10 protein-coding genes are annotated in these 14139 nt (G+C 41.1%); all 10 read left to right on the top strand.

All coding sequences use genetic code 11. From position 1 onward, the window contains the following. Positions 1–13 precede the first annotated feature (13 nt). The 10 genes from SP4011_RS09695 to fni all read left to right on the top strand — a co-directional run bounded on the left by SP4011_RS09695 (position 14) and on the right by fni (position 14074). Positions 14–1171, top strand: coding sequence for a class I SAM-dependent RNA methyltransferase (locus SP4011_RS09695; RefSeq protein ID WP_338619098.1), 1158 nt, complete (start codon positions 14–16; stop codon positions 1169–1171). A gap of 12 nt (positions 1172–1183) precedes the next feature. Then, positions 1184–2602, top strand: a complete 1419-nt coding sequence (gene mapZ / locus SP4011_RS09690) for a cell division site-positioning protein MapZ (RefSeq protein WP_338619097.1) — start codon at positions 1184–1186, stop codon at positions 2600–2602. 75 nt (positions 2603–2677) lie between these two features. Further along, a complete protein-coding gene (gndA, locus tag SP4011_RS09685; RefSeq protein ID WP_000158785.1) occupies positions 2678–4102 on the top strand; it encodes an NADP-dependent phosphogluconate dehydrogenase in 1425 nt (474 codons plus the stop codon). 11 nt (positions 4103–4113) lie between these two features. Continuing rightward, positions 4114–4803, top strand: a complete 690-nt coding sequence (locus SP4011_RS09680; RefSeq protein ID WP_338619096.1) for a response regulator transcription factor — start codon at positions 4114–4116, stop codon at positions 4801–4803. Between the two features lie 98 nt (positions 4804–4901). Then, positions 4902–5819 carry an N-acetylmuramoyl-L-alanine amidase family protein gene (locus SP4011_RS09675; RefSeq protein WP_338619094.1) on the top strand — a complete coding sequence of 306 codons (918 nt, stop codon included), beginning with the start codon at positions 4902–4904 and terminating at the stop codon, positions 5817–5819. 364 nt (positions 5820–6183) lie between these two features. Next, entirely contained in the window at positions 6184–10098 is a 3915-nt protein-coding gene (locus SP4011_RS09670; RefSeq protein WP_338619093.1) for an SHIRT domain-containing protein, read from the top strand. Positions 10099–10272: 174 nt separating this feature from the next. Next, positions 10273–11151, top strand: a complete 879-nt coding sequence (gene mvk, locus SP4011_RS09665; protein ID WP_338619092.1) for a mevalonate kinase — start codon at positions 10273–10275, stop codon at positions 11149–11151. Further along, positions 11133–12086, top strand: a complete 954-nt coding sequence (mvaD, locus tag SP4011_RS09660) for a diphosphomevalonate decarboxylase (protein WP_338619091.1) — start codon at positions 11133–11135, stop codon at positions 12084–12086. Before mvk ends, mvaD begins: the two co-directional genes overlap by 19 nt. After that, entirely contained in the window at positions 12073–13080 is a 1008-nt protein-coding gene (locus tag SP4011_RS09655; protein WP_338619090.1) for a phosphomevalonate kinase, read from the top strand. Before mvaD ends, SP4011_RS09655 begins: the two co-directional genes overlap by 14 nt. After that, on the top strand, positions 13064–14074 hold the full coding sequence (gene fni, locus SP4011_RS09650) for a type 2 isopentenyl-diphosphate Delta-isomerase (protein WP_338619088.1): 1011 nt from the start codon (positions 13064–13066) through the stop codon (positions 14072–14074). Before SP4011_RS09655 ends, fni begins: the two co-directional genes overlap by 17 nt. Positions 14075–14139: the final 65 nt, after the last annotated feature.

Genomic DNA, 14139 nt, shown 5'->3' with positions numbered 1-14139 from the left:
GCAAGACTGTAACATGAAAAAAGAATTTAATTTAATTGCAACTGTGGCAGCAGGTCTTGAAGCTGTTGTGGGACGAGAAGTGCGAGAGTTGGGCTACGATTGTCAGGTTGAAAATGGCCGTGTTCGTTTTCAAGGAGACGTGAGAGCTATTATCGAAACCAACCTTTGGCTTCGGGCAGCAGATCGTATCAAAATTATCGTAGGAACGTTCCCAGCTAAGACTTTTGAGGAACTGTTTCAGGGAGTTTTCGCCCTAGATTGGGAAAATTATTTACCACTCGGAGCTCGGTTTCCGATTTCAAAAGCCAAATGTGTTAAGTCCAAACTACACAATGAACCCAGTGTTCAGGCTATTTCTAAGAAAGCTGTTGTCAAGAAATTGCAGAAACACTATGCTCGTCCAGAAGGGGTTCCTCTGATGGAGAATGGCCCAGAGTTTAAGATTGAGGTCTCTATTCTCAAAGATGTGGCAACTGTCATGATTGATACGACCGGGTCTAGTCTCTTTAAACGAGGATATCGTACTGAAAAAGGTGGGGCTCCTATCAAGGAAAACATGGCGGCAGCTATTTTGCAACTTTCTAACTGGTATCCAGACAAGCCTTTGATTGATCCGACCTGTGGTTCAGGAACTTTCTGTATCGAGGCTGTCATGATTGCTCGAAAGATGGCACCAGGACTTCGTCGCTCTTTTGCCTTTGAGGAATGGAACTGGATTAGTGATCGCTTGATTCAAGAAGTGCGTACAGAAGCGGCTAAAAAAGTGGATCGTGAGCTTGAACTGGATATTATGGGCTGTGATATTGATGCACGTATGGTGGAAATTGCTAAGGCCAATGCTCAGGCAGCTGGTGTTGCAGGAGATGTTACCTTTAAGCAGATGCGCGTGCAGGATTTACGTTCTGATAAAATAAATGGAGTGATTATCTCTAACCCACCTTATGGAGAACGTTTATCAGATGATGCAGGGGTGACCAAGCTTTATGCTGAGATGGGGCAAGTATTTGCACCACTGAAAACTTGGAGCAAATTTATTCTAACTAGTGATGAAGCCTTTGAGACCAAGTACGGTAGTCAGGCGGATAAGAAACGTAAGTTATACAACGGAACCTTGAAAGTGGATCTGTATCAATATTTTGGTCAACGTGTTAAACGCCAAGAGTTAAAATAGAAAGGGATACCCATGAGTAAGAAAAGACGGAATCGTCATAAAAAAGAAAACCAAGAACCGCGATTTGATTTTGATGAAGCGAAAGAGCTAACAGTTGGTCAAGCCATTCGTAAAAATGAAGAAGTAGAAGCAGGGGTCTTGCCTGAAGATTCCATTTTGGACAAGTATGTCAAGCAACACAGAGATGAAATTGAGGCGGATAAGTTTGCGACTCGTCAATACAAAAAAGAGGAGTTAGTCGAAACTCAGAGTCTGGATGATTTAATTCAAGAGATGCGTGAGGCTGTAGAAGAGTCAGAAGCTTATTCGGAGGAAGTTCCATCTTCTGAAGACATCTTACCACCCTTGCCTCTGGACGATGAGGAGCAAGGCTTGGATCCTCTATTGCTAGAGGATGAAAATCCAACAGAAATGACTGAAGAAGTGGAAGAGGAGCAAAACCTTTCTCGTCTGGAACAAGAAGACTCAGAAAAGAAAAGCAAAAAAGGCTTTGTTTTAACCGCTTTGGCGCTTGTATCAGTAATTATCTGTGTCAGTGCTTATTATGTCTACCGTCAAGTGAATCGCTCGACCAAGGAAATTGAAACTTCTCAATCAACTACAGCCAATCAATCGGATGTGGATGATTTTAATACACTTTATGACGCCTTCTACACAGACAGTAATAAAACGGCTTTGAAAAATAGCCAGTTTGATAAACTAAGTCAACTCAAGACCTTACTTGATAAGCTGGAAGGTAGTCGTGAACATACGCTTGCCAAATCTAAATATGATAGTCTAGCAACGCAAATCAAGGCCATTCAAGATGTCAATGCACAATTTGAAAAACCAGCTATTGTGGATGGTGTGTTGGATACCAATGCCAAAGCCAAATCGGATGCTAAATTTACAGATATTAAAACTGGAAATACGGAGCTTGATAAAGTGCTAGATAAGGCTATCAGCCTTGGTAAGAGCCAGCAAACAAGTACTTCTAGCTCTAGCTCAAGTTCAAGTCAAACTAGCAGTTCTAGTCAAGCAAGTTCAAATTCTTCTACCGACAATACTACAAGTAACGCCAGTCCATCTTCAAGCGCCTCATCAAATAATTCAGTTTCTGCGCGGGATGATAGCTATGGCGGTTTATCAAGTTCTGGAGTTAACCTTCAGAGAGCTTCAAGTCGTGTACCGTTCAATCAATCAGCTGTAGATGATAGTAATAACTCTGCCTGGGATTTTGCGGATGGTGTCTTGGAACAAATTCTAGCGACTTCACGTTCGCGTGGTTATATCACTGGTAACCAATACATCCTCGAACGTGTCAATATCGTTAATGGCAATGGTTATTACAACCTCTACAAGCCAGACGGAACCTATCTCTTTACCCTTAACTGTAAGACAGGTTACTTTGTTGGAAATGGTTCTGGACATGCGGATGACTTGGACTACTAAGCAGTCGTTACAAAATTCTTTCTTTTCAAAAGTAAAAATGATAAAATAAAACAAATTAAACAAGAGGAGTGTCAAATGACAAAAGCTAACTTTGGTGTTGTTGGTATGGCCGTAATGGGTCGTAACCTTGCCCTTAATATTGAATCTCGTGGTTACACAGTTGCTATTTACAACCGTAGTAAAGAAAAAACTGAAGATGTAATTGCTTGCCATCCTGAAAAGAACTTTGTACCAAGCTATGACGTTGAAAGCTTTGTAAACTCAATCGAAAAACCTCGTCGCATCATGCTCATGGTTCAAGCTGGACCTGGTACAGATGCTACTATCCAAGCCCTTCTTCCACACCTTGATAAGGGTGATATCTTGATCGACGGAGGAAACACTTTCTACAAAGATACAATCCGTCGTAATGAAGAATTGGCAAACTCAGGCATCAACTTTATCGGTACTGGAGTTTCTGGTGGTGAAAAAGGTGCCCTTGAAGGTCCTTCTATCATGCCTGGTGGACAAAAAGAAGCCTACGAATTGGTTGCAGATGTTCTTGAAGAAATCTCAGCTAAAGCACCAGAAGATGGCAAACCATGTGTGACTTACATTGGTCCTGATGGAGCTGGTCACTATGTGAAAATGGTTCACAACGGTATCGAGTATGGTGATATGCAATTGATCGCAGAAAGCTATGACTTGATGCAACACTTGCTAGGTCTTTCAGCAGAAGATATGGCTGAAATCTTTACTGAGTGGAACAAGGGTGAATTGGACAGCTACTTGATTGAAATCACAGCTGATATCTTGAGCCGTAAAGACGATGAAGGCCAAGATGGACCAATCGTAGACTACATCCTTGATGCTGCAGGTAACAAGGGAACTGGTAAATGGACTAGCCAATCATCACTTGACCTTGGTGTGCCATTGTCACTCATCACTGAGTCAGTATTTGCACGTTACATTTCAACTTACAAAGAAGAACGTGTACATGCTAGCAAGGTTCTTCCAAAACCAGCTGACTTCAAATTTGAAGGAGACAAGGCTGAGTTGATTGAAAAAATCCGTCAAGCCCTTTACTTCTCAAAAATCATTTCATACGCACAAGGTTTTGCGCAATTGCGTGTAGCTTCTAAAGAAAACAACTGGAACTTGCCATTTGCAGACATCGCATCTATCTGGCGTGATGGCTGTATCATCCGTTCTCGTTTCTTGCAAAAGATTACAGATGCTTACAACCGTGATGCAGACCTTGCTAACCTTCTTTTGGATGAGTACTTCTTGGATGTTACTGCTAAGTATCAACAAGCAGTGCGTGATATCGTAGCTCTTGCGGTTCAAGCTGGTGTACCAGTGCCAACTTTCTCAGCAGCTATTACTTACTTTGATAGCTACCGTTCAGCTGACCTTCCAGCTAACTTGATTCAAGCGCAACGTGATTACTTTGGTGCCCACACTTACCAACGTAAAGACAAAGAAGGAACATTCCACTACTCTTGGTATGACGAAAAATAAGTAGGTCTGCCATGGGGAAACGGATTTTATTACTTGAGAAAGAACGAAATCTAGCTCATTTTTTAAGTTTGGAACTCCAAAAAGAGCAATACCGAGTTGATCAGGTTGAGGAGGGGCAAAAAGCCCTCTCCATGGCTCTTCAGACAGACTATGACTTGATTTTATTGAATGCTTGTCTGGGGGATATGACAGCCCAGGATTTTGCAGACAAGCTGAGTCGGACTAAGCCAGCTTCAGTCATCATGGTCTTGGACCATCGTGAAGAATTGCAAGATCAGATTGAGACAATCCAACGCTTTGCCGTTTCGTACATCTATAAGCCGGTTATTATTGAGAATCTGGTAGCTCGTATTTCAGCGATTTTCCGAGGTCGGGACTTCATCGACCAACACTGTAGTCAGATGAAGGTTCCAACGTCTTACCGCAATCTGCGTATGGATGTAGAACATCATACCGTTTATCGTGGCGAAGAGATGATTGCCCTGACCCGTCGTGAGTATGACCTTTTGGCTACTCTTATGGGAAGCAAGAAAGTTCTGACTCGTGAGCAGTTATTGGAAAGTGTTTGGAAGTACGAAAGTGCGACAGAGACTAATATCGTGGATGTCTATATCCGCTATCTACGTAGCAAGCTTGATGTAAAAGGTCAAAAAAGCTACATTAAAACCGTTCGTGGTGTTGGTTACACCATGCAAGAATAGAAAGCAGTTGCAGTTATGTAATTGCTTTTTTTGAGGAGTTTTTATATATTGACATGCAGTCAGGTCTTTGCTACAATCAGTTATGGAGGATAGGTCTAATGAAAATAATAAAAAAATTGATGCCAATCGCATTGGCAGTATTTTTCTTTGGTTTGCTAGCGACAAGTACAGTATTGGCGGATACTACAGGTGGACAGTTTGTTGATAAGGATAATAGAAAATATTATATAAAAGATGACCATAAAGCAATCTATTGGCATAAAATAGACGGTAAAACCTACTATTTCGGTGATAGTGGAGAAATGGTAGTCGGTTGGCAATACTTAGAAATCCCTGGGACAGGTTATCGTGATGATTTATTTGATAATCGACCAGTTTTCGAAATTGCCCTTCAACCGAAGTGGTACTACTTTAACCAAGATGGGGTTCTTCAAGAATTTGTTGGATGGAAACAATTAGAAGTTAAGGATTCGTTAAATGTTGGCAAAAAATATGGTGAAGGCTTTGAAGGCTCAGAAGTTCTTAAATTAGCAAATTATTACTTTGATCAAGACCATTCTTTAAAAACAGGTTGGCTTTATGATCAGTCTAACTGGTATTACTTAGCAAAAACAGGTTATTCAGGGAAAGACTACCTTGGTGGCGAAAGACGTGCTGGTTGGATCAATGATGATTCAACTTGGTACTATCTAGATCCAGAAACTGGTATCATGCAAACTGGTTGGCAATATCTTGGTAACAAGTGGTACTATCTCCGTTCATCGGGGGCCATGGCGACGGGTTGGTATCAGGAAGGCTCAACTTGGTACTACTTAGACCAGCAAAATGGTGATATGAAAACAGGTTGGCAAAACCTTGGTAACAAGTGGTACTATCTCCGTTCATCAGGAGCCATGGCGACAGGCTGGTTCCAGGTCAATGGAAAATGGTGCTATGCTTACAGTTCAGGTGCTTTGGCAGTGAATACGACCGTAGATGGCTATTCTGTCAATTATAATGGTGAATGGGTTCGATAAATAATGATAGTATTTTGTAATTTGAGATAAATTTTAAGTAAGAGTGCAGTTTCACGAAGTGATACTGGATAAAAAGTTTTTAAAATCAGAAAACCGCATATTATCAGGTGGCAAAACCTTGATAATATGCGGTTTATTGTGGAAAGATTTACTTATTTACTTATTTTTAACAAAATTGAGTTTTTGCCCAATTTTACATGACATGTTTTAGAAAAAGGTATATAATGTTAGTGTAATATCAAGTGTTTTTTTGAAAGCACCATAACAATTACAATTTTAGGCTTAAAAATCGAACCTTCTTTAAATACTTAAATATTTAAGGGGGGTATAAGTACCCATTTGTAAAAAAGAAATGAGGTTGAAAATGAACTTTAAGTCAAGAAAATGTGAAGAAAACGGGAAAAAAGTTTTACGCTATTCTATTAGAAAGCATCATTTGGGAGTAGCTAGTGTAGCAGTAGCTTCGGTGTTGTTTTTTGCAACTGGTGTGGCGACTGTTCAAGCGGATGGACCAGGAGCAGGCGAACCAGTATCAGGCACACCAGCCCCACCAAGTACACCAGGTTCAGCAAGTACAACAAGCACACTAGGCACTTCTGGTGCTAATACTGGTGACACAGAAATAGAAAATACCAATACAAATACAGCTGCATCAACAGAAAATGGGCCTATTAAGCCAGAAGATAATGTTGAAGCAAGAAATAATAATGAGAAACCTAGAGGGCTTGAAAGAGCAACAGAACCAGCAAATTATGATGGTAAAGTAAGTCTTATTGGTCAATGGACAAGTGAATCACACGAAAAAAAAGATACTGAAAATACATATAAGAATGCTACAGATAAATTAGGGAGTCCCTTATCTAATCCAGGTCTTTTCCGTGGCGCTGCAAAAACTTTTCTTGGTTGGTCTGATATGCCGCCAGTAAATGGGAAAATTGCAGATGGTGCAAGACTGTTCTCGGCAGAAGACACTATAGCTACAGCCTTTCCGAATGGCTTGTCAGCTGATTCTAAGCTATATGGTGTTTATGCCAGTCTAAATGACCAAGATACACCTTTCCCTGCTGATAAATTTTCTATGGGATTTGCGATTATAGGTGGAATGAATAAATTTGCCATTAATGATAATAAGGTTCATATTGATACGAATGTAGAATCAGAAGAAGTATTACCTAATACTAATTTAAATAAAGAAACAAAAGACAAAGAAAAAAATACCCGCCGTATCATTGATGAGTATAAACCGGACAATAATGATACTACAAAAGTGAATGAAGTGGTTTTAAAAGCTGAGTTTGAAATGGATAAAACTACAGCGATGACTGTGTATAGAAATCCTCATGTAGGATATGTTGGTCCGGTTTTATCCAACACATACAAGGATAATAACTTTAAATTAGATGAAAAGAAAAAAACTTACACCTATGTAGACTTAAATGTGAATTTAGACAAAGATTTAGTTGTTCCGGAAAAATTATATGCAGAGTTTAATGGTTACTCATGGAGACCATTGTATGCTCTTGGAATTAAGGAAGATGGAACGAAGGAAATCCTAAATGTGTATTCAAAAGAAGGGACAGCCTTAGGAAATACAAAAGATAGCTTTAATTCAATCGTTAGTAATACGGACCCTAGAGTCACATTTGGTGTTGAAACTAAAGGTAACCATAATATAACATTTAGAATGATTCTTAGATCTTTAAACGGATATGATAGTAATAGACCGGAAAATGAACGAAATGAGCGTATAGCTGAAAGTGTAGTAAAACCGGATGAAGGTAAGTCTATTGCTGAAACAATTATGCGCAATATGATACTTCGATCTCTTACATCAACAGAACTTAAAGCCTTGTTCCCTAATAAGAGTGATGAAGAAATCAATCAGATGGTTGTTCGTATTAATCAAGATAAAGCCAAAGAGTTAGCAGATACAAATGGAAATACAGTACTAAAAGTAACAGGTTCTGTTGAGGGTAATGTTCATCCAAGTGCAGGTAGAATCGGTAGTGGCTGGTTAAGCCTGGATTCAGCTACAAATTTACCTATTAACAAAGTAGAAGCTAACGTTTTAGAACTAGGTTATGTTACATTTTATAATGTATCCTACCGATTCCAAAGTGGAACAGAGGGAAAAGTATTACCAGCAGTAATCGAAAACTATAAGCCAAAAGATACAGCTACTTACGAAAATGAAGCGAATGTAACACCAACACAACCGACAACTACAGAGTATATAGATGCAGAAAACGATGGAAAATGGGTCTTCAAAGGTTATGATGAAGCTAAAAAACAAGTAAACAAAGCAGATGTGGAGTTCATTGGAACATGGGTATTCGAAGCTAATAAGTATGGTGTAACATACAAATTCGTTAGTGGAACAGAAGGTAAAGCATTACCAGCAGTAATAGAAGGCTATAAACCAACAGACCAAAATCGTTATGTAGATAAAGCTAATGTAGGTGCGACTCAACCAACAAGTACAGAGTACGTTGATACAGAAAATGATGGAAAATGGGTATTCAAGAGTTACGATGCTGAAAATAAACAGGTAAATAAAGCAGATGTAGAGTTTCTAGGAACATGGGTATTCGAAGCTAATAAATACGGTGTAACCTACAAATTTGAAAGTGGAACCCCGGGTAAGACATTGCCAGCAGCAATCGAAGGCTATAAACCAACCGACCCAAACCGTTATGTAGATAAATCAAATGTAACAACAATTCAACCAACAAAAACAGAGTATGTTGATACAGAAAATGATGGAAAATGGGTATTCAAGAGCTACGATGCAGAAAGTAAAACAGTAAATAAAGCAGATGTAGAGTTTATAGGAAAATGGGAATTTGAAGCTAACAAATACGGTGTAACCTATAAATTTGAAAGTGGGACTCCAAGTAAGACATTACCAGAAGCAATCGAAGGCTATAAACCAACAGACCAAAACCGTTATGTAGATAAATCAAATGTAACAACAATTCAGCCAACAACTAAAGAGTATGTTGATACAGAAAATGATGGGAAATGGGTATTCAAGAGCTACGATGTTGAAAATAAAGCAGTAAATAAAGCAGATGTAGAGTTTATAGGAACATGGGTATTCGAAGCTAATAAATACGGTGTAACCTACAAATTTGAAAGTGGGACACCAGGTAAGACATTGCCAGAAGCAATAGAAGGCTATAAACCAACAGACCAAAACCGTTATGTAGATAAATCAAATGTAACAACAATTCAACCAACAAAAACAGAGTATGTTGATACAGAAAATGATGGGAAATGGGTATTTAAAAAATACGATGCAGAAAGTAAAGCAGTAAATAAAGCAGATGTAGAATTTGTAGGAACATGGGTGTTCGAAGCTAATAAATACGGTGTAACATATAAATTTGAAAGTGGGACACCAGGTAAGACATTGCCAGCAGCAATAGAAGGCTATAAACCAACAGACCAAAACCGTTATGTAGATAAATCAAATGTAACAACAATTCAACCAACAAAAACAGAGTATGTTGATACAGAAAATGATGGGAAATGGGTATTTAAGAGCTACGATGCTGAAAATAAAGCAGTAAATAAAGCAGATGTAGAGTTTGTAGGAACATGGGTATTCGTGGCTAACGCACCGACTCCTAAGCCAGAGCCTAAGCCAGAACCAAAACCGGAGCCTAAGCCGGAACCAAAACCAGAGCCTAAACCAGAACCAAAACCGGAGCCTAAGCCAGAGCCTAAACCGGAACCAAAGCCAGAGCCTAAGCCAGAACCGAAACCAGAGCCTAAGCCGGAGCCAAAACCAGAGCCTAAGCCAGAACCGCAACCAGAGCCTAAGCCAGAACCGAAACCGGAGCCAAAACCAGAGCCTAAGCCAGAACCGAAACCGGAGCCTAAGCCAGAACCGCAACCGGAACCAAAACCAGAGCCTAAGCCAGAACCAAAACCGGAGCCTAAGCCGGAACCAAAACCGGAGCCTAAGCCAGAACCAAAACCGGAGCCTAAGCCAGAACCAAAACCGGAGCCTAAGCCATCACCGCAACCTAATCCCCAACCAGTACCTCAACCTGAGCCTCAGCCAACACCCCAGCCAACACCCCAGCCATCACCGCAACCAACCCCAAATCCTATTCCAATTCCTTCAGAGAATTGGGATCAAGGAAGTACTGAAGTGCACAAGCGGGATGAACTACCTCAGACAGGTAGTCAACAAGATGAATGGTTGGTAGCTCTAGGTGGCTTATCTCTCCTAGGTGCTTTGACGGTATTTCCTAAAAAACGAGAAGAATAGGATATGCTAGAAATCGTTTAAATAATAAAATGATGGAAATATATCCCTATAATGGGAAAAGCGATTGTGAAGGAAACAATCGCTTTTTTTGTGAAAATATAATAAAATAGATAGGAGAGAAGCAATACTTGTATGAAAAAATGAGACGGCTTTTTCGTCTAGTAAAAGGAAAAAATGACAAAAAAAATTGGTGTCGGTCAGGCACATAGTAAGATTATTTTAATAGGGGAGCATACGGTCGTTTACGGTTATCCTGCTATTTCCCTGCCTCTTTTGGAGGTGGAGGTGACTTGTAAGGTAGTTCCTGCAGCGAGTCCTTGGCGCCTTTATGAGGAGGATACCTTGTCCATGGCAGTTTATGCTTCGCTGGAGTATTTGGAAATCAAAGAAGCCTGCATTCGCTGTGAGATTGACTCGGCTATCCCCGAAAAACGGGGAATGGGTTCATCAGCTGCTATCAGCATAGCGGCCATTCGTGCGGTTTTTGACTACTATCAAGCAGAACTGCCTCATGATGTACTAGAAATCTTGGTTAATCGGGCTGAGATGATTGCCCATATGAATCCAAGTGGTTTGGATGCTAAGACCTGTCTCAGTGACCAGCCTATTCGCTTTATCAAGAGCGTAGGATTTACAGAGCTTGAGATGGCTCTATCCGCCTATTTGGTGATTGCCGATACGGGTGTTTATGGTCAAACTCGTGAAGCCATCCAAGTGGTTCAAAGTAAGGGGAAAGACGCCCTACCATTTTTGCATGCCTTGGGAGAATTGACCCAGCATGCGGAAGAAGCAATTACACGAAAAGATGCTGAAGGACTGGGACAAATCCTCAGTCAAGCGCATTTACATTTAAAAGAAATTGGTGTCAGTAGCCCTGAGGCAGACTCTTTGGTTGAAACGGCTCTTAGTTATGGTGCTCTGGGTGCCAAGATGAGCGGTGGTGGGCTTGGAGGCTGTATCATAGCCTTGGCAACCAATTTGATTCAAGCTCAAGAACTAGCGGAAAGATTAGAAGAGAAAGGAGCTGTTCAGACATGGATAGAGAGCCTGTAACAGTACGTTCCTACGCAAATATTGCTATTATCAAATATTGGGGAAAGAAAAAAGAAAAAGAGATGGTACCTGCTACTAGCAGTATTTCTCTGACTTTGGAGAATATGTATACGGAGACGACTTTGTCATCTTTACCGACGGATGCGATGACTGATGCCTTTTATATCAATGGTCAGTTACAAAATGAGGCAGAGCATGCCAAGATGAGCAAGATTATTGACCGTTACCGTCCAGCTGGGGAGGGCTTTGTTCGTATTGACACTCAAAACAATATGCCTACGGCAGCGGGCCTGTCCTCAAGTTCTAGTGGTTTGTCTGCCTTGGTCAAGGCTTGCAATGCTTATTTCAAGCTTGGATTGACTCGGAACCAGTTGGCACAGGAGGCTAAGTTTGCCTCAGGCTCTTCTTCTCGGAGTTTTTATGGACCACTCGGTGCCTGGGACAAGGATAGTGGAGAAATTTACCCTGTAGAGACAGACTTGAAACTAGCTATGATGATGTTGGTGCTAGAGGATAAGAAAAAACCAATCTCTAGCCGTGACGGGATGAAACTTTGTGTGGAAACCTCGACGACCTTTGAGGACTGGGTGCGTCAGTCTGAGAAGGATTATCAGGATATGCTGGTTTACCTCAAGGAAAATGACTTTGCCAAGGTTGGGGAGTTAACGGAGAAAAATGCCCTGGCTATGCATGCTACGACCAAAACAGCATCACCAGCCTTTTCTTATCTGACCGATGCCTCTTATGAGGCCATAGACTTTGTTCGTCAACTTCGTGAGCAAGGGGAAGCCTGCTACTTTACCATGGATGCTGGTCCCAATGTCAAGGTCCTCTGTCAGGAGAAAGACTTGGAGCATTTATCAGAAATCTTCGGTCAACGTTATCGCCTGATCGTGTCAAAAACAAAGGATTTGAGCCAAGATGATTGCTGTTAAAACTTGCGGGAAGCTCTATTGGGCTGGTGAATATGCTATTTTAGAGCCAGGGCAGTTGGCCTTGATAAAGGATATTCCCATCTATATGAGGGCTGAGATTGCTTTTTCTGATAGTTACCATATCTATTCAGATATGTTTGATTTCGCAGTTGATTTGACGCCAAATCCTGACTACAGCTTGATTCAAGAAACGATTGCTTTAGTGGAAGATTTCCTCGTTCATCGTGGGCAGACCTTGCGAGCTTTTTCTTTGGAGATCCGAGGGAAAATGGAACGAGAAGGGAAAAAGTTTGGTTTAGGTTCTAGCGGTAGTGTCGTTGTTTTGGTAATCAAGTCCTTACTGGCATTATATGATATTTCAGTTAATCAGGAGCTCTTGTTCAAGTTGGCTAGCGCTGTCTTGCTCAAGCGAGGAGACAATGGTTCTATGGGAGACCTTGCCTGTATTGTGGCAGAGGATTTGGTTCTCTACCAGTCATTTGATCGCCAGAAGGTTGCTGCTTGGTTGGAAGAAGAAAACTTGGCGACAGTTTTGGAGCGTGAGTGGGGCTTTTCTATCTCACAAGTGAAACCTACCTTAGAATGTGATTTCCTAGTGGGATGGACCAAGGAAGTGGCTGTATCAAGTCACATGGTCCAGCAAATCAAGCAAAATATAGACCAGAATTTTTTAAGTTTTTCAAAAGCAACGGTGGCTGCTTTAGTAGAAGCCTTGGAGCAGGGGAAATCAGAAAAAATGATCGAGCAAGTAGAAGTAGCCAGCCAGCTTTTAGAAAGCTTGAGTACAGATATTTACACGCCTTCGCTCAGACAGTTGAAAGAAGCTAGTCAAGATTTGCAAGCTATTGCTAAGAGTAGCGGTGCTGGTGGTGGTGATTGTGGTATTGCCTTGAGTTTTGATGAGCAATCAACTGAAACCATAAAAAACCGTTGGACCAATCTGGGGATTGAGCTCTTATACCAAGAAAGGATAGGACATGACGACAAATCGTAAGGATGAGCACATCCGCTATGCCCTTGAGCAGAAAAGTTCCTATAATAGCTTTGATGAGGTGGAGTTGATTCATTCTTCTTTGCCTCTTTACGACCTGGATGAAGTCGATCTGTCGACAGAGTTTGCTGGTCGAAAGTGGGATTTTCCTTTTTATATCAATGCCATGACAGGTGGGAGTGAAAAAGGTAAAGAAATCAATCAAAAACTAGCTCAGGTGGCAGAAGCCTGTGGGATTTTATTTGTGACGGGCTCTTATAGTGCGGCTCTCAAAGATCCATCAGATGCCTCTTTTTCTGTCAAGTCTAGTCATCCAAATCTCCTTCTTGGAACCAATATTGGATTGGACAAGCCTGTTGAGTTGGGACTTCGGACTGTAGAAGAGATGAATCCTGTTCTCTTGCAGGTGCATGTCAATGTCATGCAGGAGTTGCTCATGCCTGAGGGAGAAAGGAAGTTCAGAAGCTGGCAATCGAATCTAGCAGACTATAGTAAACAAATCCCTGTTCCAATCGTTTTAAAGGAAGTGGGCTTTGGAATGGATGCCAAGACCATTGAAAGAGCCTATGAACTGGGTGTTCGAACCTTTGACCTGTCAGGCCGTGGTGGCACCAGCTTTGCCTATATTGAAAACCGTCGCAGTGGTCAGCGTGATTATCTCAATCAATGGGGCCAGTCTACCATGCAAGCCCTTCTCAATGCTCAAGAATGGAAAGACAAGGTTGAACTCTTGGTCAGTGGAGGTGTTCGGAATCCGCTGGATGTGATTAAGTGTTTAGTTTTTGGCGCCAAGGCTGTGGGACTGTCTCGAACAGTTCTGGAATTGATTGAAAACTACACAGTCGAAGAAGTGATTGGTATTGTCCAAGGCTGGAAAGCGGATTTACGCTTAATCATGTGTGCTCTTAATTGTACCACCATAGCAGATCTGCAAAAAGTAGACTATCTTCTATATGGAAAATTAAAAGAAGCAAAAGATCAGATGAAAAAGGCGTAACCACCGCCTTTTTTCCATCCTCAGACTGAGGTGACTTTTTTGAATTGTGATAAAATAAAAGGGAG

The organism is Streptococcus parapneumoniae (genome assembly GCF_037076355.1).
In the GTDB taxonomy this organism is placed as follows: domain Bacteria; phylum Bacillota; class Bacilli; order Lactobacillales; family Streptococcaceae; genus Streptococcus; species Streptococcus parapneumoniae.
Note: the sequence above shows the minus strand (reverse complement) of the source record. Positions and strands in the feature narration are given on the sequence as shown.

Bases quoted from the DNA above. Each gene is read 5' to 3' on its own strand.
- SP4011_RS09695 (WP_338619098.1), top strand. From the start codon at position 14: ATGAAAAAAGAATTTAATTTAATTGCAACTGTGGCAGCAGGTCTTGAA.
- mapZ (WP_338619097.1), top strand. From the start codon at position 1,184: ATGAGTAAGAAAAGACGGAATCGTCATAAAAAAGAAAACCAAGAACCG.
- gndA (WP_000158785.1), top strand. From the start codon at position 2,678: ATGACAAAAGCTAACTTTGGTGTTGTTGGTATGGCCGTAATGGGTCGT.
- SP4011_RS09680 (WP_338619096.1), top strand. From the start codon at position 4,114: ATGGGGAAACGGATTTTATTACTTGAGAAAGAACGAAATCTAGCTCAT.
- SP4011_RS09675 (WP_338619094.1), top strand. From the start codon at position 4,902: ATGAAAATAATAAAAAAATTGATGCCAATCGCATTGGCAGTATTTTTC.
- SP4011_RS09670 (WP_338619093.1), top strand. From the start codon at position 6,184: ATGAACTTTAAGTCAAGAAAATGTGAAGAAAACGGGAAAAAAGTTTTA.
- mvk (WP_338619092.1), top strand. From the start codon at position 10,273: ATGACAAAAAAAATTGGTGTCGGTCAGGCACATAGTAAGATTATTTTA.
- mvaD (WP_338619091.1), top strand. From the start codon at position 11,133: ATGGATAGAGAGCCTGTAACAGTACGTTCCTACGCAAATATTGCTATT.
- SP4011_RS09655 (WP_338619090.1), top strand. From the start codon at position 12,073: ATGATTGCTGTTAAAACTTGCGGGAAGCTCTATTGGGCTGGTGAATAT.
- fni (WP_338619088.1), top strand. From the start codon at position 13,064: ATGACGACAAATCGTAAGGATGAGCACATCCGCTATGCCCTTGAGCAG.